Below are 22105 nucleotides of genomic sequence, written 5' to 3'. Positions count from 1 at the left end.
CGGCGGTATATTCCCTAATAAATTAATAAACGATAATTTTAAGGAGGCGCGGTATGCGCGTAGCCGATCTTGTCAATCATGATGCCTCACTGGTCAGCCGGCGCTGCTGGTCTGATCCGCAAGTATACGAGCTGGAAAAACAGGGCATATTCGGCCGCGCCTGGCTGTTCCTCGGGCACGAATCACAGATTCCCCAGCCGGGTGATTTTGTCCAGGCCTACATGTGCGAAACCCCGGTCATCCTCGCCCGCGGCAGTGACGGCGGCATCCATGCCAGCATCAACAGCTGCACCCATCGTGGCCTGCCCGTGTGCCGGGCCAGCCACGGCAACACCCGACGTTTTGTCTGCCCCTATCACAGCTGGTCTTACACGGTCGAAGGCGACCTGGTCACCATCCCCCAGGAAAGTGAGGTCAGGTGCAAGCCGGACAAGTCCACCCTGGGGCTGAAGAAGGTGCCCCGGCTGGAAAGCTGGCGTGGGCTAGTCTTTGGCAGCTTTGATGAACATATTATTGCGCTGGAGGATTACCTGGGTGACATGCGATTCTACCTGGATGCCTTCTTCGGCCGCTTCCCGGCGGGCATCGAGTTCCTTGGCGCGCCGCATCGCTGGGTGCTGGACGCCAACTGGAAACTGCCGGTGGAAAACCAGCTGGGCGACGTCAATCACGGGGCCTTCCTGCACGCGGCGATTATTCCCCGGGCAATCCAGGACCAGATCGAGGAGATCGGCTACAGCGCGGTGACGACTCCCGGCCACGGTGCCACCTTTCGCCTGATGCTTGAGGATACGCCGGTAGACGAGGTGGCCTGGGGCATGGAGGGCATGGGCGCCATCCTCGGTGGTAAGGAAGTCCAGCAATACCTGCGCGATGTGCAGGCGCGGGCTGCGGAGAGGGTAGGGGAGCTGCGGGCCCGGATGAAAGGCCTGACTTACGGCATATACCCCAACCTGTCCTTCCTCTGGTCCAACACCGCGTTCAAGGTGTCGCACCCGCGGGGTCCGGGTAAGGTGGAGTACTGGAGCTGGGCGGTGGTGCCCGCCGACGCCCCGGACAACATCAAGCGGGTCCTGCGCAGCAACTACAGCTCTTTCTTTGGCCCCGGGGGCATACTGGAACAGGAAGATTCAGAGGTATGGATGCAGCAGTACCGGGGCGCCAATATCGACTTTGCTGATGACCGGCCTTTTTTTTACGGCCTGGGTCTTGGCGAGGAGCAAGAGCACCCGCAGCTGCCCGGGTTGGTCTCTGTCACCGCCAATGAGTTTTATGCCCGCCACTTTTTTCGCCGCTGGCGAGACGACCTGCAGGCCGTGGAGGATGCGCAATGAGCACCCTGTCCGAGTACACCGCACCCGAGCAGCAGCGCGCACTGGAGCGTTTCTACTTCCACGAGGCCCGGCTGCTGGACAGCCGCCAGTACCAGCAGTGGCTGGCGCTGCTGTCTCCCGAGATCAGCTACCGGCTGCCGGCACGAACCAACCCGATGGTAAATAACCGCCAGCGCGGCAGCGAGGATATGATCAGCGTGGAGCGCGAGCTGGAAGATGCAGGGTCCCTGGGCTGTCCGCTGCGGGAGGAGCGCTACGTGCACCTGATGCTGCGGGTTGAGCGAGCCTTCAAGGTCAATTCCTGGTCGGAAAATCCGCCGGCGAGAACCCGCCGCATCATCGGCAATGTGGAACTCATGGCACGCAACGGCGAGGCGCTAGCGGTAGTCAGCAACTTTCACCTGTTCTATGCCCGGCCCGGCTCAGCGGAGTTCCTGTACAGCGGCCAGCGCCGCGACACCTTGTGTCAGGAAGGCGATACTTACCTGCTGCAGCAGCGCGAGGTGGTGCTGGACTACGCCGACATCAACCTGCCCACGGTGGGTCTGTTGTTCTGAGCGGGAATTTTTTCCCGCAGCTGTTGCATTCCCCCGCGGCTCGTATCAATCTGTAGTTGTGTAGCGACTCCAACCCCGGGGGCGCATTCAGTAACAGCATTTCGCTGAAGGTGTTTGTTTTGCGGTACCAGGCCAGAGTCGCGGTCTATGCCTTCCTCTTCCTCATCGCCCCATCGGCGCTGGCCATTCCCGCGCCCGCCGAGGAGCTGGACGCCTCGCGCGCCGGCTACTCGGAGGCGGTAGAGGCCATTGATCGCGGCCGGTGGACCGAGTACCGGAAACTGCGTCCCGGTCTCGATGACTATCCGCTGGCGGTTTACCTCGATTACTACCAGCTCAACCGCGAGGTGAGCAAGGTGCGCCCGGCGGATGCCCGGCGCTTTATCAGCCTCAGTGAGGACACGCCGCTGCCCAATCGCTTCCTGGGTAGCTACCTGCGCCAGGCCGGCAAGGACCGGCGCTGGCAGGATTTCCTGGCAGTAAAGCCGGACGAGCCGGTCAGTGTCGACCTCAAGTGTTATTACTTCCGGGCCAAGCTGGCCACTGGCGATACCCTGGCGGCCTGGGAGGGCGCCGAGCGTCTCTGGGTGCATGGCACATCCCGGCCCAAGCAGTGCGACCCGCTGTTCAACGCCTGGCTGAAAGCGGACCAGATCAGCGACGAGGTGGTGTGGGCGCGGCTGTTAAAGGCCTTCGATTCCCGCCAGCGTTCGCTGATGAGCTACGTCGCCCGCAAGGGTAGCGAGCAGCTGAGGCCCTGGTCCGACACGCTGCTGGCGGTTTACCGGCAGCCGTCAAAATTGCGCAGCCACAGCCTGCCAGCCGGTCAGGCCTACTCGGCGGATATCGCGTCCCACGGGCTGGCGTACCTGGCTCGTTACAACCCGGCCAGGGCGCTGGACGACTGGAGCTACTACCGTGATCGCCTGCGTTTCAGCGATGAGCAGCGCCGCCAGGTGGAATACGCCATTACCCTGCAAAGCCTGTTTGCCAGGACGGATGCCAACCTGGCGTGGCTGCCCGGTGCCCTCGAGCGGCTGGGTGAAGACAAGCTGATTGAAATCCGCCTGCGCTGGGCGCTGGCCGAGCAGGACTGGCCGGCGCTGAGCAACACCCTGCCCCTGTTGTCGGCCCAGGCGCAGCAAAAAGGCGTGTGGCGTTACTGGCGGGCCCGGGCTCTGGCCCAGGCGGGTGACGATGTGGCCGCCCGGCAGTTGCTGGAGGAGCTGGCCCGGGAGCGTGACTACTATGGCTTCCTGGCGGCGGATCGCCTGCGCAAGCCCTACGCCTTCAATTACAAGCCGCTGGTGCTGCAGTCGGCCGGTACCGCTACCCTGCATCGCCTGCCCGCGGTGCAGCGCATCGGGGAACTCAATTTCCATCGCGAGGAGCGCAACGCCCACTCGGAGTGGTACAAGGTGCTGCAGGACACCGCGGAACCCGGCCAGCAGCAGGCCCTGGCGCGACTGGCGGCGGAACAGGGCTGGCATCGCATGGCCATTGATGCCGCCACCCGGGCCCAGGCCTGGGACGCACTGGACGTGCGTTTCCCTACCGCCTATGAGGATACCTTCCAGCAGTATGCAGCTGCACAGCAGGTATCGCACACTGAATTGATGGCGATCGCCCGCCGGGAAAGCGCGTTCTTTCCCGAGGCACGCTCGCCGGTGGGAGCCCGCGGGCTGATGCAGATCATGCCGGCCACCGGCAAGGCGGTAGCATCGAAAATCGGCCGCCCCCACAGCCGCGAGGACCTGTACGAGATTGAGCACAATATCCTGCTGGGCAGCGCCTACTACCGGCAATTGCTCGACCGCTTCGACGGCAACCGGATATTCGCCCTCGCAGCCTACAATGCCGGGCCGCACCGGGTAGACCGCTGGCGCAACGGCAGCGGGGCGCAGGTGCCAGTGGATATCTGGGTGGAGACCATTCCCTACCGGGAAACCCGCAACTATGTCCAGGCCGTGTTGTCCTACAACGTGGTATTCCAGTATCGGCTGGGTGATACTCACAGCCTGCTGACCGAAGCGGAGCGCAGCGCGCTCTATTAACACCGCCACCTAGCCGGGAAAGCCAATGCAGGACACAAGGCCGCTGCTGCTGGAGAGCGACTTTCCGCCCCTGGTGCGCCAGGGCGTGGAAACCCTGCAGCTCAACCTCGGCTACCTGTGCAATCTCAGCTGCGTGCATTGCCACGTCAATGCCGGCCCTAACCGCAGCGAACAGATGAGCGCCGAGACGGTCGACCTGGTACTGGAGGTGGCCCGCCGGCTCGAGGTGCATACCCTGGATCTCACCGGCGGCGCCCCCGAGCTCAATGCCGAGTTCAGGCGCCTGGTGCGCGCCGCCCGCGCGCGCGGGCTCAAGGTCATCGATCGCTGTAACCTCACGGTATTGTTCGAGCCCGGACAGGAATCCCTGGCCGAATTCCTGGCGGAGCAGGGGGTGGAGGTCACCGCCTCGCTACCCTGTTACCTGGAGGAGAACGTCCAGGAGCAGCGCGGCAAGGGGGTATACGACAGCAGTATTCGCGCCATTCGCAAACTCAACGGACTCGGCTATGGCCGCGACCCTCGCCTGCAGCTGAACCTGGTCTACAACCCGGTGGGGCCGGTGCTGCCGCCGCCCCAGCAGGCCCTGGAGGCCGATTACAAGCGCGAGTTGAGCCAGCGCTTCGGTATTCACTTTAACCAGCTGTTTACCATCACCAACATGCCCATCAGCCGGTTTGGCGCGGTGTTGCTGTCCCAGGGCAAGTACACCGAGTACATGGCGCTGCTGCGCGACAATTTCAGCGCGGGCAACCTGCCCGGGCTGATGTGCAAGTCGCTGCTCAGCGTTGACTGGCAGGGTCATGTCTACGACTGCGATTTCAACCAGATGCTGGAACTGCCGGTGCTGGCCAGTGACTCCCGGCTGCACCTGCGCGACCTGCTCGATGGGCGCAGCCTCGCCGGCCAGGCCATTGTCACCGGCGAGCACTGCTATGGCTGCACCGCGGGCCAGGGCAGCAGTTGTGGCGGTGCGCTATAGGCGTGGCGCCGACCTGCAGTTTTATTATCCCCACTCTCAACGAGGCCGGTGCCATTGCCGGGCTGTTGACCGAGCTGCGTGCGCAGTATCCCCGGGCCCAGCTGGTGGTGGTCGACGGCGGCAGCAGCGATGCAACCTGCAGCCTGGCGCAAGCGCTGTGCGACCTGCTGCTGCAGTCCTCGCCCGGTCGAGCCGCGCAGATGAATGCGGGACTGCAGGCGGCCAGCGGCGATTACCTGTTTTTTCTCCACGCCGACAGTTTGCCGTCGGTACCGGAGTCGGCGCTGGCGGGCTACCTGCGGGCCAGCCCCCGCTGGGGCTTTTGCCGCCTGCGCCTGAGCGGCGATGAATGGTGGTGCCGGCTGATCAGCGTCTTTATCAATGGCCGCTCGCGGCTGACCCGCATCGCCACCGGCGACCAGATGCTTTTTTTCCAGCGCGCGTCACTGCTGGCAGCGGGCGGTTTTGACAACCAGCCGCTGATGGAGGATGTGGCGATCTGCAAGCGCTTTCGCCGCGACAGCCGGCCACTGGTGATCAGCGAGCCGGTGAGCACCTCCAGTCGGCGCTGGCGCGAATACGGCGTGCTCAGGACGGTGGTGACCATGTGGGGGCTGCGACTGGCCTATTTTCTCGGGGTATCGCCGCAGCGCCTGTGGCGCTATTACTACGGGGGCGGCCAGGATGCCTGAGCTGCTGTTGATCCAGTTTGCCAAAGAACCATTGCCGGGCGAGGTGAAGACCCGGATGATCCCCCCCCTCAGTGCCCAGCAGGCCTGTGAGCTGCACCGGGAGCTGGTGCTGTGGACAGCCCGCACGCTCACTGCTGCCGGTCTCGGCCGGGTGGAACTGGCGGTGGCGGGCAACCCGGCCGCCGCGCTGTTCCGGCAGTGCCAGGGCCTGGGCGTGCGGGCGGTGCGCGCACAGCAGGGCGCAGACCTGGGGCAACGCATGTTCCACGCCCTGCAACGCGGCCTGGAGCATCATCAAAAGGTTATTCTGGTGGGCAGTGACTGTCCGCAGATTGATCGCGGCTACCTGCAGTCGGCGATTGCCGCGCTGGACCGCAGTGATGCGGTGCTGGGGCCGGCGGCCGATGGCGGTTATGTGCTGATCGGGGTGCGGCAACTGGATAAGCGCTGGTTCAGCGGCGTGCAGTGGGGCAGTGCCAGCGTGTATGCCGACACGGTCGCCAGGTTTAGTGACACGGGGACGAAGTGGCAGCCACTGGCAGAGCTGCAGGATGTTGACCGGCCCGAGGACCTGGCCCTGTGGCGGGCGGTAACGGAAACGGCGCAATGAGCAGGCTGGGGCGGGGCCCCGACCGGCTCAGGCCATTGCCATCTCGCCCTTGCCGCTGGCGCTGCTGCTGTCCTTGGCCAGGCCGGCGCGCTGGTAGAGCAGCCAGGCTATGGCGGTGCAATAGCTCAGGTTGGTCTGCAACTCGCCGTCGGGGTCGCTGAGAAAGGCCCGCTGGCTGGCCAGCCCCCGCACCCGGCTCGCCATGTCCGGATTGAAGGCCAGGTAGCGGTCCCACAGGTCACGGTGCTGGGATGCCGTGATGTGGAACAGCCCGAGGCCGTCATTGCGGGCGGAGAACAGCCCCAGGTCGGGGGCGTCTACGGCGGCATTGAGCAGGAACGACTCGCTTGCCGGAGTCCATTTTCCCAGGTATTTGAGAGTAGGGCGGATGACCTGGTCTCTCAGGTGTTCTGCGGTAACGTACATAACCTACTACCTCGCAGGGATGTCAAATCCGTCAGATACTGCGGTTTCACTTATGGTTCTTATGTGGCGCGGTTTATGTCGCGAGAACTATCCCATTTCCCCGTAGTTCCGTGCTCACAGGGTACTTTTTAACACAGGAAAAAATAAAATCCAATAAAAATAACGCCTTGCGGCATTTAATTAATAAATATTTCGGAAATGAACTGTAACTCGGGTTTTAATGGCTCTGGTGGAGCGCAAAAAGGCGACACTTTCGCCCAAAACATCGGCTTAAATGTCGTTAAAAAACGATAAAATGTAGATATATGTTTGTAAAGCCCTATCCGCCTGCGATTTTAACGGTAAAGCCCCGCTTTTCCAGTTCCGCTTTTATTGTCGCCCGCTGGTCGCCCTGAATTTCGATATTTTCACCTTTCAGGGAGCCGCCAACCCCGCATTTCTGCTTCAAAACCCTGGCAAGGGCCTTTAATTCCTGGCCTGCGAGGGGAACGCCGGTGACAACGGTGACGGCTTTGCCGCCGCGTCCCTTGGTTTCCCGCTGCAGGCGAACAATACCATCGCCGGTGGCGGCTGGCCGGTCCTTGCCGCAGACGCACCCGGCCACCGGGCGATGGCACTGGGGGCACAGCCGTCCACCATCGGTTGAATAAACGAGACGTTGGGATGTTTTTTTTGCCTTGCTCATAGCGCTGCCGTGTCAATCCGTGTGGCGGGGCAGTATATTAGCCCGCTTGATCAAGGCAAACAGGCTAAGCCGATGACCGATACCCAGGAGCTGCTGGCGCAGGTGGTGGAATTGCAGAGCCAGATGGCTTTCCAGGAGGACACCATTGCCGCACTGAACGAGGCGATCGCCAGCCAGCAGCGGGAGATACTGGTGCTGCGGGAGCAAATGACGCTGTTGAAACAGCGCCAGGAAGAACAGGCGGCGCAGCTTGACCAGGGCGGACCGGCGGCGGATCAGAGGCCGCCCCATTACTAGCCTGTTCACGCTGAGTGATCGGCCCGTAAACAACGCAATAACGACAGAAAAAAGGAGAGACTGTATGGCAGAACAGGGTACCAGGGACACGCCGGAACAGGCGCAATTCCGGGAGCAGGCCAGGGCCTGGCTGGCGGAAAATACCCCCGGCGAGCCGCCGGTGCGCTTGCCGCTGACGCCGCTGGAAATCATGACCGGGGAGCAGCTCGAGTATCTGCAGGCCTGGCAGAAAGCCGCCTACGATGCAGGCCTGATCGGTTGCGACTACCCGGTGGAAGTGGGCGGCGGCGGCCACCAGAACTGCCAGCGCATTGCCAACGAGGAGATGCTGGCTGCCGGCACGCCGTTTCTGCCCAACGTGATCGGCCTGGGCATGGCCGCCCCCACGGTTTTCTACCACGGCCAGGAGGAACTCAAGCAGCGCCTGCTGCCGCGCCTGTTCTCCGGCGAGGACATCTGGTGCCAGGGCTTCAGTGAGCCAGGCGCCGGTTCTGATCTCGCCAGTGTGCAAACCTTCGCCGAGCGCAAGGGTGACAAGTGGGTGATCAACGGCCACAAGATGTGGACCTCACTGGCGCACTTTGCCGAGTGGATGATTCTGCTGTTGCGCACTGACAAGTCGGTCAAGCACGACGGCCTGTCCTATTTTGTGGTGCCCATTCGCGCGGCGCTGGGCAAGGGCGTTACCGTGCGACCGCTGATCAAGATGACCGGCGAAACCGGTTTCAACGAGGTGATTTTTGAAGACCTGGAGGTCGATGACAGCTATCGCCTCGATGAGTTGGGCAAGGGCTGGCAGGTCGCCATGACCACGCTGCTGCACGAACGGGGGGCCGGGGAGCTGGTCACCCCGCGTTCCGGCGGTATGCAGACCCGCGCCGCCCACATTACCAGCGCCAGGACGCTGATAGACCTCGCCCGGAACACCCGGCGCAACGGGGCCCCGGCCTCGGAGGACCCGATCATCCGCGACCGCATGATGCAGCAGCTTATCCGCGAGGCGGGCATGGCGGCCAACCAGCGCCGCTCGCGAGTCACGGCGCTGCAGGATCACCCCATGCGCCTGGCCCTGCAGAACAAGCTGTTAATGAGCGAGTTGGCCCAGGACACCGCCGGCATCGCGCTGGAAGTCGCGGGCGCGGCCAGTTCACTGTACCTGGCGGACGAAGCCGCCCCCGACGGTGGCCAGTGGCCCATGTCGTATATGAACTCATTCGGTTTCACCATCGCCGCCGGTACCAGTGAAGTCCAGCGCAACATTCTTGGCGAGCGTGTGCTCGGCATGGCCAAGTCAAAATAAGGAGTACAGACATGGCACAACCCGATGATTTTGGATTTTCCGAGGAAGCGGCGCTGCTGAAACAGTCGGCCCGCAAATTATTCAGCGAGCACTTCAGTGCTGGCACCCTGCACCAGCTGGTTGCCGCCGACTCCAACCCCCGGCGGGAACCCGATGTGCAGTGGGACCAGACGCTGTGGCAGCAAATGGTCGATCTCGGCTGGACCCTGCTGGCGGTACCCGAGGCCCAGGGCGGGGTGGGGATGCCGCTGGTGGGCGTGGCGGGACTGGTGGAGGAGGCCGGACGCGCCGCCTTTCCCTGCCCGCTGCTGTCGACGCTGGCCGCCAGTTACATCCTGGCGGCCGCGGGCGCCGGCGCTGAGGACGCGCTGGCGGACATCGCAGGCGGCGCCACGGCGGCGCTGGTCATCGCCAATGAGCACGGTTCGTGGACGGCGGCGGAAACCCCGGTCAGCGCTGACGGCGAGGCATTGAACGGCCGCGGCTACTATGTCCAGGACGCCGGCAAGGTAAGCCACCTGCTGGTGTGCGCCCAGACCGACGGGGGGCCGGCCCTGTACTGGCTGCCGGTGGCTAGTGAGGGCGTTGCGGTGCAGCAGGACGCGATTGTCGACCTGACCCGCGACCAGGCCCACATCGACTTCAAGGGCGCCCCCGCCCGCCAGGTGACTGCCGATGCCACGGCGGCACTGGCCCAGGCGATGCCCGCGGTCTGGACGCTGTATGCGGCCGACATGGTCGGTGCCGGTGAGTGGCAGCTGCAAACCACGGTCGAATACGTCAACCAGCGCCAGCAGTTCGACAAGCCCCTGGGCTTCTTCCAGGCCGTCAAGCACCCGCTGGTCAATGTCATGGTGATGATCGACCAGGCCAAGTCGCTGGTCTACAACGCCGCCTGCGCGGTGGATTGCGAGCCGCAAAAAGCGGCCCGCTATGCCCACATGGCCCAGGCCTCGGCGTCGGAGATGGCGGCCTTTGCCAGCAGCCGTTCGGTGCAGATGCACGGCGGCATCGGCTTTACCTGGGAGTGCTACGTGCACCTGTTTTTCAAGCGCCAGAAGCACAGTGAGATGCTGTGGGGCGACGCGGTATGGCACCGGGCCCGGCTGGCGGAACTGATGATCGATGAGGCCGCCTGAAACGGCGCCAGCACGGGAGTAAGTGATGACTTGGAAGACAGGCATACTGGTACTGGTGGCATTGCTGGGCGGTGCCGCGGTGCTGGTGAAAATAGCCACGCGCCTGCCCGCGCCCCCGGAACACCAGGTATTTATCAATGCCGAGGTGCTCACCATGGATGCGCAGAACCGCGTTGTGGAGGCGGTTGCGGTGCGCGGCAAGGTGATTGAGGCGGTGGGCAGCAGCGACGAGATCATGGCGCTGGTGGAGCCTGGTACCGAGGTCAATGACCTGCGCGGGCGCACCCTGATGCCCGGCTTCGTGGATGCCCACGGGCACTTTCCCGGCTCCGGCCTGACCGCGGTTGCCGCCGATCTCGCCAGCCCGCCGGTGGGTGACAAGCAAACCATGGACGACGTGCTCGCCGCGCTCAAGGAGCAGGCAGCGGCGGTGGACCCCGGTGAGTGGGTGTTCGGTACCGGCTATGACGATACCCTGCTGGCGGAGCAGCGCCACCCGACCCGCGCTGAGCTGGATGCGGTATCCAGCGAGCACCCGGTGGTGGCCCTGCATGTGTCGGGACACATGGTGGTGGCCAACAGTATGGCCCTGGAACTGGCCGGTATTGGCCCTGACACCGAGGATCCCGTGGGCGGCGTCATCGGTCGCCGGGAGGGCAGTCGCGAACCCAACGGCCTGCTCGAAGAAACTGCCCGCATGGACATCATGATGAAGATGCAGGATATGTCCATGACCGACCTGTACCGGGTGATCAAAACGGCAGTGCGGGAGTATGCCCGGGTGGGGGTGACCACGGCGCAGTCCGGCGGTACCACCCCGGAGTCGGCCCCGGGTATGCTCTATGCCAGCAAGCTGGGTATAGTGCCCCAGCGACTGGTGCTGTTTGCCTTTGACGACGAGTTTGCCGAGCAGATCGACAGCGGTGAATTCGATCCCGGCAAATACGCCACTGACCGGGTTCGCATGCCGGCGATCAAGCTGGTGGCCGACGGCAGTATCCAGGGCTACACCGGCTACCTGAGCCATCCCTACCACGTGCCCTACAAGGGCGACGAGGATTACCGCGGCTACCCGGCCATTCCCCGCGAGGTGCTCATCGAACGGGTCAAGACCCTGCACAGTCAGGGCTACCAGCTGGCCATTCACGGCAATGGCGACGAATCCATCGAGGACATACTGGATGCCTTCGAGGCGGCCCAGCAGGCCCACCCGGTGGCCGACCCGCGGATGATTCTGATCCACTCGCAAATGGCCCGCGAGGACCAGGTGGCGCGGATGAAGGCGCTGGGCGTGACCCCCAGTTTCTTCTCCGCCCACACTTACTACTGGGGCGACCGGCACCGGGACATCTTCATGGGCCCGCAACGGGCGGCGGCCATGAGCCCGGCGCGCTGGGCCCAGGAGCAGGGTCTGGTGTTCAGTTCCCACCTGGATACGCCGGTGGTGCCCATGCAACCGCTGCAGGCGGTCTGGAGCCAGGTGTTCCGCCTCAGCCACGGCGGCGATGTGATCGGCGCAGCCCAGCGCATCGATGTAATGTCGGCATTGCGGGCGGTGACCATCGACGCCGCCTGGCAGGTGTTCCAGGAAGACCGCATCGGCTCCCTGGAGCCGGGCAAGCTGGCGGACATGATCGTGCTGTCCGGCAGCCCATTGCAGGAGCCCATGGCGATGCGCGATTTGCGGGTCGAGCGCACCCTCATCGGCGGGGCCACGATTTACCGGCGCCAGTAGTCCCCAATTGGGGCAGTGGCGGCAGCAAATTTGCCGCCGCCGTTGCCTCGCGCGCGGCATTCCTATATAAATATGCAAACGGCCTAAGTACTTTGACAACTTATGCTGTTGGCAACCGCAGGGGGACCCAAACAGCCGCTCATGTACCGCTATAGTGTTGATAACGCCGTAACCTACACTTCCGAAGACATCGTCCTGTTCAGGGAGTCGCCATTCGCCTGCTGGATGGAGCGGCTGACCCTGGAAAACCCTGACCACGGGATTCCCCCGGACCGCTACAGCAAGCCCCCTGCCAACTCCATGGAACGCCAGGACGAACTGGCGGCAACCCTGCGCGCCGAGGACAAACACGTCAGCCTGGTCGACTGGGATGCTCCCGAGCCGGCGCGGCGCAGGGAAACGCTGGAGGCCATGCGTCGCGGGGTGGATTACATCGTCAACGGGCAACTGGCGCTGGGGCCGCTATCGGGTTCTGCCAATCTGTTGATGCGCACCAGCGGCTTTTCGGAGCTGGGCAACTATCTGTACATTCCCTGCGACACCCAGGCCAAGACCACCCTGAATTCCAACTTCCGGTTGTGTTTCCTGGCCGACCTGTTGCACAGCCTGCAAGGCCAGTTGCCACCGCAAATGCTGATTATCCGCGGCGGCGCCGATCTCCTGCCGCTGGCAACCGAGGACCACATTTATCACTATCGTGCGGTCAAGCATCGCTTCATGCAGGCGATGCGCGATTTTCGCAAGCACCGCATGCCGGATCCGGCAGAGTCGGCCCAGTTTGGTCGCTGGTCGGAGTGTGCCAACGAGGTGTTGAAGCAGCGTGCCCTGCGCGGCGAGGACGCAGCGGAAGAAGCGGTGGAGCTCGAGGCAGAGGAGCAGCGCCTGCCGCTGCAGGCCATGGCCGCAGCGCCGGTACCCGAACCGCCACCCGTGCAGGACCACACGCCGACCAACGGGCAGGACCGGCGTTTCGGTTCCCGCGGCATCCCGGTGGGGGATACCCTCGCGTCCCGGGCCCGGCAGATGGCGCCGCTGGCCTTTCGTGGCGACCATAGCGCGCTGCAGCCTCCCAGCGGCGGCAGCAGCCTGCTGGAGTCGGCCCTGCAGAACCTCGAATTTATCGGTAGCAGCAGCCGGTCGCCGAGTATTGGCGAGAGTCGGCCGACGCCGGCATCCCGCAAGCCAGCACCACCGTCAGCAGAAGCGCCAGCACCGGTGGCAGAGACAGCGCCGGAAGCAGAAGAAACGCCAACCCCAGCCCCGGCACCAACGCTATCGACAGCAGAAGAAGAGAATGTCCCGGCGGCGGAGGTAACATCGCCAGCAGCGGCGCCGACTGCGCTGGAGCCCGTCGCCGCGGGGGTGCCCGCGGAGTTGTCGCCCCGTCCCGAGCGCAAGCCCCATCCACTGGACTGCAGCGGCTTTTTCGATGTTGAGCCGCTTGATGCGCTAGTGCCGCCGCCCCTCGACAGTCTCGAGCCTCCGCCCCCCATCGACGGCGTGGAATCCCCGCCGCCGGTGTTGCCCACCGACAGCCAGGAGTTCGAGATCGACTGTGTCGACGACTCTGACTACCAGATGCCGCCGGATCCCGCGGCGTCACCGCTGGACGCCAGGCTTTCGCCTGCCTGGGATGTCGAGTTGCAGGCGCGGCAGCCGGAGCCGTCCCGGCGGGAGGCAGCAGACGAACCCGCTGTCATTCCCAGCCGGCCGTTTTCCAGCAGCCTCAACACTGCCGATTTCGAGGACATCTAGGGCCTGTTCACACTGACTGAACAGGCCCTGGCGGCGGCTCAGCGCAACTGGCGGAAGCAGTTGCGCAGTTCCTGCACAAACACCTCAGGTTGCTCAAAGGCGGCAAAGTGTCCGCCCTGGTCGAGCTCATTCCAGTGAATCAGCTGACTGAAGCGCTTCTCGGCCCAGCGGCGGCTGCAACGGAAAATCTCACAGGGAAAAATGGAACAGCCCACCGGCATTGCTATCGGCTCAAGGTTGGGGCTGTTAAAGCTCTCCCAGTACAGGCGCGCCGAACTCGCGGCACAGTTGTTCAGCCAGTAGAGCATGACGTTGTCGAGCAACTCGTCTTTACTGAGCACATGTTCCGGGTGTTTTACCCCGTCCTTTTCACAGTCAGTCCAGGCGTAGAACTTTTCCACGATCCAGGCCATCTGCCCCACCGGTGAATCAGCCAGTCCATAGGCCAGGGTCTGGGGTCGGGTCGACTGTTGCCTGGAGTACCCGGAGTCATGCGCGTTGTAGAAGGCCATGGCGTCCAAGGCGGATTGTTCCAGCGGACTCAGGTCGTCCATGGTGTCCGGGTCGGGGGCGACAATTGGCATATTGACATGGATACCGGCGCAGTGGGTGGTTTCCGTCTGCCCCATGCTCTGGGTGATCATCGAGCCCCAGTCGCCTCCCTGGGCGACGTAGCGCTCATAGCCCAGGCGGGCCATCAGCTCACCCCACATGCGGCCGATCTTTTCCACCCCGGTTCCCGTGCCCCTGGATTTGCCGGAGAAACCAAAACCGGGCAGTGAGGGCGCCACCACGTGAAAGGCATCCGCCGGGTCGCCGCCGTGTAATTCCGGTTGCGCCAGGGCGTCGATGATTTTACTGAACTCGATGACCGAGCCGGGCCAGCCGTGGGAAATAATCAGCGGCAGAGCATGCGGGTGGGAACTGGGCCGGTGAATGAAATGTATATCGATGTCCTGGATGGTGGTTTGATAGTTGGGCCAGCTGTTCAGTGTCTTTTCACAGCGTCGCCAGTCGTAATCACGGGCCCAGTAGGCGGCGAGTTCGCGGCTGTAGTCCAGGGGCATGCCCTGGTCCCAGCTGTCGCAGGTCTCCGCTTCCGGCCAGCGGGTGGCATCCAGGCGCCGGCGCAGATCATCGAGGGCGGTATCTTCAATCGCCAGGGTAAAGGGGCGTATGTTGTCGGTCACGGTTTGGGCCTCGCAATAAGTGTGTAGTGCCTGATTTAAATCCGGCGTGCTGGAATGACAATAGCGTGATTGTTGCGCTATGTTAGGGTTTCCTGATAAGAATTGTCTGAACTAGCGCTTTCGCTGGAACGTACTAGAATATTAAGCAGAGCGGATTGCAGTCGCAATCCACAATGGCCTCAATGGCTTATAGGGGAAACCGCGGCACTGTATGTCGGTGAAACTGCGTACACTAGCCTTCCGCAGCCTGGAAGTGCTCAGCTATTCGGCGGGGGTCGTCCTCACCGGGTTTTTTGTCGTGCAGCTTGCCCAGGGCGAGGTGCAGCGGCAGGGCAGTATTGCCGCTTTTGAACAGCAGACCCTGCTTGCCGCGGTGGAACACCCGGCTGCCGCTGACTACCAGCCCGCCGCCCGGGCCCCCAGCTTCGACGATACCGGCGAGCCCGACATGACCCTCTGGGCACCCGGCCGTATCGCCGACTACCAGGCCAGCCTGACTGCCGAGCTGCCGCCGGTCCTCGGTGTGCTGGAGGTGCCCGGCATCGCCCTCAAGGTCCCCGTCTACCAGACCGCCTCGGCGTTGGTGATGGACCGTGCCGCTGGCGTAATCGATGGCATGGCCTACCCTCATGAAGGCGGCAATATTGGCATTTCCGGCCACCGCGATGGTTACTTCCGGGTGCTCAAGGATGTCGAGGTTGGCGACAGCGTTGTCCTGCAGACGCTGGAGGGGGAAAAGCGATTCACGGTGGACGAGATCCACATCGTCGACAAGACTGATACCCGGTTGCTGAAGGATACCCGTGACCAGATCGTTACCCTGGTTACCTGTTACCCGTTTTATTTTGTCGGACACGCGCCCCAGCGATTTATCGTGACAGCGTCACTCGACTGAACCTATGTCAATCACAACTAAGGAGGAATTGACATGCATAAGAAGATGGTAATAGCAGTAGGTATGGCCCTGTCCGTATCAGCGGGATCGCTGATGGCACAGGATAAAGCGGTCAGCAGCACGGTAACCTGTGCCGACCTGAACTGGTCTGCGGAAGTCCTGGCGATGAACCCCGATATCGCCGACTCCTGTCAGTCAGTGTACGAGAAGGATGGCGAGCTGTATGCCAAGTCCACGATAGAGGTGGTTCGCGTGCGGGGAAATCGCATGACCTTCCGTCCGCTGCACACCGACGGCACCATGGGTGACAGCCGTTCAATCCAGGTGGACAGTTCCTGGCGCGCTGAAATCGGTGGCCGCAGCTACCGTGCCAGCGACCTGATGCGCGGTCAGCAGCTGAACGTGTACCTGCCCCAGGACCGTTTCGCACTGGCGGTTCACGATGACGACGGTCCCGATGAAATGGATTTGATCGTGATCGAGGAAGAGGTGGTGGAAATGCCCACCACTGCATCGCCGCTGTTCCTGATCGGCGCCGTGGGCGGTGCCTTCCTGGCCCTGGGTGGTGTGCTCAGCGGCCTGCGTCGTCGCTTCTCCTGAAGCTGGCGCTTGAAACAGCAAGGGGCCCTCGGGCCCCTTTTTTGATCGTGGGATAAATCTCATTCGGTCGAACAGCGCTCTCCCTGTTGAGCTTACCCCAGCGCTTGTGCCTGCTTGCCAGGCAATCACGGCCTCTGCGTTTACGTCACACCGGCGGTACTGAGAACCCGCCCCAGACCGGCATGTAGTTATCGTCGTAATGCGTCGCCATGGTGCTGTGCAGGTCCTCGACTTCCCACTTCTGTTGGCCCTTGGGATTGACGAAGGCATCGCGCAGGGTAGGGCGCTGGGCGACCTGGACTTCATTGCCCCAGACCACAAATACCTCGCCGGAAATCTTGCCGGCTTCCGGCGATGCCAGGTAGCCCACCAGGGGCGCCACATTGGCCGGGTCAAAAGCATGGAAGCCGCCATCCGCCGGCGGGGCGAACATGTCTGCGGTCTGGCCGCCGGCGGTCATGTCGGTGAGAGCGCGGGGCATGATGACGTTGGCAGTGATGCCGTACTTGATCAGCAGCTGGGCGGCGCCCATGGTCATGGCGATGATGCCCGCCTTGGCGGCGGCGTAGTTGGGTTGCCCGGCGGAGCCGTAGAACGCGGCTTCCGATGAGGTGCTCACCAGCCTGCCGTAAACCTCATCCCCTGACTTGGCCTTTTCGCGCCAGTATTTGGTGGCGTTGCGCATGTTGACGAAGTGGCCGCGCAGGTGCACGCGCACCACCGAGTCGAACTCTTCATCGGACATGCCGAAGATGGTCTTGTCGCGGCAGAAGCCGGCGTTGTTGACCATGATGTTCATGTCGCCGTAGGCGTCGAGCGCGGCCTTCAGCAGGTTGTCGGCGTCGACGGAATCGGCGCAATCGCCGTAAACGGCAATGGCTTCGCCGCCAAAGTCCTTGATTTCCTCTACCGCTGATTCCGCGGCTTCCCGGGCGTCGGGCAGGTCGATGTCGTTGATGACAACGCGTGCGCCCTGCCTGGCGAGCTGGATGGCTTCCTCGCGGCCCAGGCCACGGCCAGCGCCGGTTATCACTGCGACTTTTCCTGTCAGGTCTCCCATGGGGCGTACTCCTTAAATGCGTTCGATGATTGTGCCGGTGCCCACGGAGGAACCACAGCACATGGTGATGAGGGCGGTGTTCTTGTCGGTGCGTTCCAGTTCGTGCAGTGCCGTGGTGATCAGGCGGGCGCCGGTAGAGCCCACCGGGTGGCCCAGGGCGATCGCGCCGCCGTTGACATTCACCTTGTCCAGGTCGGCCTTGTATACCTGGGCCCACGACAGGACCACGGCGGCAAAGGCCTCGTTGATCTCTACCAGGTCGATGTCGTCCATGGTCATGCCGCTGCGCTTGAACAGGCGGGCGGTCGCGTCAATCGGGCCGTCGAGCAGGTAGTAGGGATCGGTGCCGACCACGCAATCGGAAATAATCCGCGCCCGGGGCTTGAGCCCCCGCGCTTTCGCCTCCTCGGCGGTCATCCAGAGCACGGCGGCGGAACCGTCGGAAATCTGCGAGGAATTACCGGCAGTGTGAATAGTGCCTTCGGTCACACTGCGCAATTCTGCCAGTGCTTCGCGTGGCGTTTCGCGCAGGCCCTGGTCGCGGGTGACGGTGCGGGTGGCGCCGGTGGGATTGCCCTCGGCGTCGATCTCCGGTGCTTCGACGGTAAAGGTTTCGCGATCGAAGCGGCCCTCGTCCCAGGCCTGTTTGGCGCGCAGCTGGGAGTTGTAGCCGAGTTCGTCAGCCATCTCCCGGGTGATGCCGCGATTGTCGGCGATGCGCTGGGCGCTGGAGAACTGGTCGGGGGTGGAATCCCAGGGCCAGTTTTTGGGAATGAAGTAACCCGGGCCGTTGTAGACGTTCATACCCAGGCCCACCCGGCTCATGGCTTCCACGCCGCAGGCGATACCGATGTCGATCGAACCGGTGGCTATCATGGATGCGATCATGTGGTTCGCGGTCTGGGCGGAGCCGCACTGGTTGTCCAGGGTAGTGGCACCGGCGGTGTAGTCCTTGCCGAGGTTGAGCCAGGCGTTGCGGGTAATGTTCCCTGCCTGCTCGCCGGCCTGGGTGACGCAGCCGCCGGCCAGGTAGTCTACATCGCCGTAGTCAAGCCCGGTCCGCCGGATGATCTCTTCCAGCGACAGACCGAGCAGTTCCACCGCGTGAAATCCACTGAGGTCCCCGACGCCGGGTTTGCCGCGGGCGATGGGGGTTCTGACTGCCTCGACGATAACTGCTTCACGCATGATTAAATCTCCTGGAAGCGCGCCCGCAGGCGCGATACTAAAATGGACGGGTGTCTAGTCTAATCTACTGACCACCCGGGGCAATGACAGAATGCGTCAATAGGGGTCGCCTATTCTGCCGCTTTCACCGCATCGGCGACAAGCCGGAAAGCCGATTGCACACAATGGTTCAGCAGGTTAGCCCGGGCCGGCTTCGCTGCCCCTCCGGTGCTCCGGTTGGGGCTCGCCGGGCGTAAAATGCGGTTTTTTGTCACGGCGGGAGAAGCCCATGAAGCAGTACCAATACGATGATGTTGCAGCCATGCAGGAACTGGTGTCCGAGGAGTTTGGACCCTGGAGCCAGGAAGTGGCGATCACCCAGGATATGGTCAACCAGTTTGCCGAGCTGACTGGCGACGACTACTGGATTCACACCGATCCGGAAAAGGCCAAAACCGACAGCCCCTTCGGCTGCACTGTGGCCCACGGGTTCCTGACCCTGGTGCTGCTGCCCAAAATGCAGGGTGAACAAAGCTACGAGGTGGTGGGCTTCAACAACATGCTCAACTACGGCTCTGACAAGCTGCGGTTTACCGGCGTGGTGCCGGTTGGCTGCTCGATTCGCAGTCGCAGCCGGGTGAAAGAGGTAAGCGCCACATCCAAGGGGACGAAGATGGTGCTCGAGCAGCACGTGCATGTGGTCGGCCAGGACGAACGCCCGGCCTTGATCTACGAACTGATGTTCATCTACATGTAGCCCGCTGCCACTGCCTGCCGGGTTATCCGTGCCTGGCAGGCAATTTCAGTGGCAGCAACAGCAGGGCGGAGACCGCGCAGACGCCGGTGAACAGGTAGAGGCTCGGCGTGTAGCTCCCCAGGCTGTCATACATGCGCCCAACGATCGCGAAGCCCGGCATCACGCAGAGGGTAATGATCGGGCCCATCAGGCCCATGGCGCGACCGTAGCTGCCCAGCCCGAACAGTTGCGCCATCATCGCCCCCCAAACCGGCAGCATGCCGCCCGCCGCCAGCCCCAGTATCGACGCACCCAGCAGCATGCCAATGTGGCCCGGCTGCTGCGCCAGCACCACGAAAGAAAGCGCCACCAGGGCCTGTGCCGTCCACAGCGCCGTCTTGAGGCTGAACCGGTCGGCAGCCATGCCGAACAGGATCTTGCCGATGAAGCCGGTGATCGCAACCGCCATGATCAGGGCGGATGCCTGCTCCTTGCTGCTGCCGAGGTTAATGGCGTAGGGGCTGATATTGGCCAGTACCGCCGAGTAGGCGCTGAACAGCAGCCCCAGCGCCAGTCCCAGCAGCCAGAAGGCCGGCGAGCGGAGGATGCCCCGCATGTCCGGGTCGCCGGCGGATCCAGCCTCCGGCGGCGCCTCGGTGAGTCCTTCCGGATGCAGTCCCAGGTCCGCCGGGTAATTGCGTATGGTCAAGGCCACCACCGGCAACATGACCAGCAGCACACACAAGGCCAGGTTTTCCACCGCGCCGCGCCAGCCCACGGTGCCCAGCCAGTAGCTGATCAGCGCCGGGACCAGCACGCCGCCGACCGAGGTGCCCAGGGCGGCAATGCCGAGGGCGCGGCCGCGACTGGCGACAAACCAGCGGGACACCAGTGCCGAGCTGCACATGGAGCCCACCAGGGCATTGGCGAGGGCCATGGTCAGGGCAAAGGCAGCGATATATTGGCCGATAGAACTGGCAAGCGATACAGCGTAAAGACCCAGGGCGTACAGCAGCGAGCCGGCGATCATGATGCCGCGCACGGAAAAACGGTCGATCATGGCGCCGGCCATGGGCTGCATGAACAGGCCCAGGAAAGTGGCCCCGGTCAGGCTGTACATGACCTGCTCCAGGCTGACCCCGAATTCATCCTGCACCGGCGTGACCAGCAGGCTCACTGCGTAGGTGAGAAAACCCACCACGAAAAGTTGCGCGGTGAAACCGCCGGCAACTACCTTCCAGCCGAAAAACATAAGCTCATCTGTTTATAATTGTCAGTTATTAATCGAGTTTACCCAGTATGGCACCGCCGGTGGGAATTCCCACCCCGGAGGTGACCAGGGCGTGCTCAACGCGTTTATCGGGCTGGTTCAGCGACTGGCCCCGTACCAGCCTGGTGGCCTCGACGATGCCGTTGACGCCATGAATATAGGCTTCGCTGAGCTGCCCACCGTGGGTGTTGGTCGGCAGTCGGCCACCGGGTCGCAAGGCGCCATCCAGCACAAAGTCGCCGGACTCGCCGAAGCCGCAGAAATTCCACGCTTCCAGCTGCCATAAGACAATGGGGGAGAAGGCATCGTAAATGACCGCGGCATCGATATCATCGGGGCCCAGTCCACTCATTTCGTAGACATTCCTTGCTGCGGTTTCCATTTCCGGAATACCGGCAAATTCTTCCCGGTAGAACGAGGTCATCTGCTCCTGGTCCGGTGCGGATGCCTGGGCCACACCGCGCACAGCCACGCCGGGCTGTTTGAGGTCCCGGGCGCGTTCGGGGGTGGTCAGGATGACCGCGGAACCGCCGTCACTCTCCTGGCAACAGTCAAACAGCTGCAGTGGATCGGCAATCATTCTTGCAGCGTCGTACTCGGCGCGATCAAAATCGCGGCCGTGGAAGAAGGCATTGGGGTTGTTAACCGCGTACTCGCGGGTGGAATGCGCCACCTCGAAAAGAGCGTCTTTGCTGATGCCGGTAAGGTGCATCCAGCGCTGGGTGAACATTGCTACCCACGATGCGGGAGTAAGCAGGCCATAGGGCATGTACCAGCCCCAGTGAATCGCGTCCGCCGTGGTAATGGCGCCCGATACCCCGTCAGAGAAGCGGTGTCCGGAGCGCCCGTTGAGCGCGCGGAAGCAGATCACCACTTCGGCCATGCCGGTGGCGATGGCCATCACCGCCTGGTGGAGTGTGCCGGTAGCGGCCCCGCCGCCGTAATGCGAGCGACCCCAGAAATTGAGCCCGCCACAACCCAGTGCGCGGGCCACCTCAATCTCGTCATTGGTATCCATGGTGAAGGTCGCCATGCCATCGACATCGGACGGTTTCAGGCCGGCATCATCCAGTGCCCGTTTGCAGGCCTGCACGGCGAGGTTGAGTTCGGAAACACCCGAGTCCTTGGAAAATTCGGTATTGCCCACGCCGACGATAACGGCCTTGTTCTTTACATTTGCGACCACGATTCAGCCCTCCTGTGGCAATGCCAGTTGAACGGTGCCCTGCATATGCATGCCCCAGATGTTATTTTCTCCCAACACCGAGATGGTGATCATGCCTTCGCCGTCATCCTTCTCGGTGACCGCGCCGGTGATGGTCATCACCATGCCCGGCACGTTGGGCGCACCCAGCTTCAGGTCCAGCTTTTTGATCACCGCTTCCGGTCCACTCCAGTCGGTGACGAAGCGGCTCATCAGGCCCTGGCTGGTGAGGATATTCATGAAGACGTCAGGCAGGCCGGTCGCCTGGGCGGCGGATTTGTCGTGGTGCACAGGCTCGAAGTCGCGAGTAGCCAGCGCGCCACCAACCACCAGGCCGGTGCTTACGTTAATTTCCAGCGGTGGCAGTTGGTCGCCGACATTGACGTCGGCGCAGCTCAATGTTCTGTATTCGCTCAT

At 63.0% G+C, this 22105-nt stretch carries 22 protein-coding genes; 14 read left to right on the top strand and 8 right to left on the bottom strand.

The window, feature by feature from the left end:
* Positions 1-53: 53 nt before the first annotated feature.
* The 6 genes from DWB85_RS04570 (at position 54) to DWB85_RS04545 (ending at position 6229) form a co-directional block, all read left to right on the top strand.
* Entirely contained in the window at positions 54-1334 is a 1281-nt protein-coding gene (locus DWB85_RS04570; RefSeq protein WP_117953011.1) for an aromatic ring-hydroxylating oxygenase subunit alpha, read from the top strand.
* Positions 1331-1891 carry an aromatic-ring-hydroxylating dioxygenase subunit beta gene (locus DWB85_RS04565; protein WP_117953010.1) on the top strand — a complete coding sequence of 187 codons (561 nt, stop codon included), beginning with the start codon at positions 1331-1333 and terminating at the stop codon, positions 1889-1891. The genes DWB85_RS04570 and DWB85_RS04565 overlap by 4 nt, the downstream gene beginning before the upstream one ends.
* A 119-nt stretch (positions 1892-2010) precedes the next feature.
* Entirely contained in the window at positions 2011-3945 is a 1935-nt protein-coding gene (locus tag DWB85_RS04560; protein WP_133300563.1) for a transglycosylase SLT domain-containing protein, read from the top strand.
* Between the two features lie 25 nt (positions 3946-3970).
* Positions 3971-4927: an arsenosugar biosynthesis radical SAM (seleno)protein ArsS gene (gene arsS / locus DWB85_RS04555; protein ID WP_117953008.1), complete on the top strand. Its 957-nt coding sequence runs from the start codon at positions 3971-3973 to the stop codon at positions 4925-4927.
* Positions 4928-4929: 2 nt separating this feature from the next.
* Positions 4930-5619 carry a TIGR04283 family arsenosugar biosynthesis glycosyltransferase gene (locus DWB85_RS04550; RefSeq protein WP_117953007.1) on the top strand — a complete coding sequence of 230 codons (690 nt, stop codon included), beginning with the start codon at positions 4930-4932 and terminating at the stop codon, positions 5617-5619.
* The gene (locus DWB85_RS04545) at positions 5612-6229 is read left to right on the top strand and encodes a TIGR04282 family arsenosugar biosynthesis glycosyltransferase (protein WP_117953006.1); all 618 of its coding nucleotides are present in this window, start codon (positions 5612-5614) and stop codon (positions 6227-6229) included. Before DWB85_RS04550 ends, DWB85_RS04545 begins: the two co-directional genes overlap by 8 nt.
* Before the next feature lie 27 nt (positions 6230-6256).
* On the opposite strand, the gene DWB85_RS04540 is transcribed toward DWB85_RS04545, so the two are convergent.
* Together DWB85_RS04540 and DWB85_RS04535 are read right to left on the bottom strand one after the other, a co-directional pair.
* On the bottom strand, positions 6257-6655 hold the full coding sequence (locus DWB85_RS04540; protein WP_117953005.1) for a hypothetical protein: 399 nt from the start codon (positions 6653-6655) through the stop codon (positions 6257-6259).
* Positions 6656-6974: 319 nt separating this feature from the next.
* On the bottom strand, positions 6975-7340 hold the full coding sequence (locus DWB85_RS04535; RefSeq protein WP_117953004.1) for a translation initiation factor Sui1: 366 nt from the start codon (positions 7338-7340) through the stop codon (positions 6975-6977).
* Positions 7341-7412: 72 nt separating this feature from the next.
* Between DWB85_RS04535 and DWB85_RS04530 the strand changes: the two genes are divergently transcribed.
* The 5 genes from DWB85_RS04530 (at position 7413) to DWB85_RS04510 (ending at position 13566) form a co-directional block, all read left to right on the top strand.
* Positions 7413-7637 (top strand): SlyX family protein, encoded by a 225-nt coding sequence (locus tag DWB85_RS04530; RefSeq protein WP_117953003.1) that lies wholly within the window; start codon positions 7413-7415, stop codon positions 7635-7637.
* A 64-nt stretch (positions 7638-7701) separates the two neighbouring features.
* Positions 7702-8937 (top strand): acyl-CoA dehydrogenase family protein, encoded by a 1236-nt coding sequence (locus DWB85_RS04525; RefSeq protein WP_117953002.1) that lies wholly within the window; start codon positions 7702-7704, stop codon positions 8935-8937.
* A gap of 11 nt (positions 8938-8948) precedes the next feature.
* The gene (locus tag DWB85_RS04520; protein ID WP_117953001.1) at positions 8949-10076 is read left to right on the top strand and encodes an acyl-CoA dehydrogenase family protein; all 1128 of its coding nucleotides are present in this window, start codon (positions 8949-8951) and stop codon (positions 10074-10076) included.
* Between the two features lie 25 nt (positions 10077-10101).
* A complete protein-coding gene (locus DWB85_RS04515; protein WP_117953000.1) occupies positions 10102-11811 on the top strand; it encodes an amidohydrolase in 1710 nt (569 codons plus the stop codon).
* Between the two features lie 141 nt (positions 11812-11952).
* Positions 11953-13566, top strand: coding sequence for a hypothetical protein (locus tag DWB85_RS04510; protein ID WP_117952999.1), 1614 nt, complete (start codon positions 11953-11955; stop codon positions 13564-13566).
* 38 nt (positions 13567-13604) lie between these two features.
* Here the strand turns inward: DWB85_RS04510 and DWB85_RS04505 are convergent, their stop codons facing one another.
* Positions 13605-14756 (bottom strand): epoxide hydrolase family protein, encoded by a 1152-nt coding sequence (locus DWB85_RS04505; protein WP_117952998.1) that lies wholly within the window; start codon positions 14754-14756, stop codon positions 13605-13607.
* A 217-nt stretch (positions 14757-14973) separates the two neighbouring features.
* On the opposite strand from DWB85_RS04505, the gene DWB85_RS04500 reads away from it, so the two are divergent.
* Both DWB85_RS04500 and DWB85_RS04495 read left to right on the top strand, forming a co-directional pair.
* The gene (locus DWB85_RS04500; RefSeq protein WP_205422658.1) at positions 14974-15651 is read left to right on the top strand and encodes a class D sortase; all 678 of its coding nucleotides are present in this window, start codon (positions 14974-14976) and stop codon (positions 15649-15651) included.
* 33 nt (positions 15652-15684) lie between these two features.
* On the top strand, positions 15685-16251 hold the full coding sequence (locus tag DWB85_RS04495) for a hypothetical protein (protein WP_117952997.1): 567 nt from the start codon (positions 15685-15687) through the stop codon (positions 16249-16251).
* Positions 16252-16396: 145 nt separating this feature from the next.
* On the opposite strand, the gene DWB85_RS04490 is transcribed toward DWB85_RS04495, so the two are convergent.
* Both DWB85_RS04490 and DWB85_RS04485 read right to left on the bottom strand, forming a co-directional pair.
* Complete coding sequence (locus tag DWB85_RS04490; protein WP_117952996.1) at positions 16397-17311, bottom strand: SDR family NAD(P)-dependent oxidoreductase; 915 nt, start codon at positions 17309-17311, stop codon at positions 16397-16399.
* 12 nt (positions 17312-17323) lie between these two features.
* The gene (locus tag DWB85_RS04485; protein ID WP_117952995.1) at positions 17324-18499 is read right to left on the bottom strand and encodes a steroid 3-ketoacyl-CoA thiolase; all 1176 of its coding nucleotides are present in this window, start codon (positions 18497-18499) and stop codon (positions 17324-17326) included.
* A 268-nt stretch (positions 18500-18767) separates the two neighbouring features.
* On the opposite strand from DWB85_RS04485, the gene DWB85_RS04480 reads away from it, so the two are divergent.
* Entirely contained in the window at positions 18768-19235 is a 468-nt protein-coding gene (locus DWB85_RS04480; RefSeq protein WP_117952994.1) for a MaoC family dehydratase, read from the top strand.
* A gap of 22 nt (positions 19236-19257) precedes the next feature.
* Here the strand turns inward: DWB85_RS04480 and DWB85_RS04475 are convergent, their stop codons facing one another.
* From DWB85_RS04475 to DWB85_RS04465, 3 genes are read right to left on the bottom strand one after another with little or no spacing between them, the layout of a single operon-like run.
* On the bottom strand, positions 19258-20466 hold the full coding sequence (locus DWB85_RS04475; protein ID WP_117952993.1) for an MFS transporter: 1209 nt from the start codon (positions 20464-20466) through the stop codon (positions 19258-19260).
* A 28-nt stretch (positions 20467-20494) separates the two neighbouring features.
* Complete coding sequence (locus tag DWB85_RS04470; RefSeq protein ID WP_117952992.1) at positions 20495-21670, bottom strand: lipid-transfer protein; 1176 nt, start codon at positions 21668-21670, stop codon at positions 20495-20497.
* Between the two features lie 3 nt (positions 21671-21673).
* On the bottom strand, positions 21674-22105 hold the full coding sequence (locus DWB85_RS04465; protein WP_117952991.1) for a hotdog family protein: 432 nt from the start codon (positions 22103-22105) through the stop codon (positions 21674-21676).

Source organism: Seongchinamella sediminis, from assembly GCF_003457605.1.
Taxonomy (GTDB): Bacteria; Pseudomonadota; Gammaproteobacteria; order Pseudomonadales; family Halieaceae; genus Halioglobus; species Halioglobus sediminis.
Note: the sequence above shows the minus strand (reverse complement) of the source record. Positions and strands in the feature narration are given on the sequence as shown.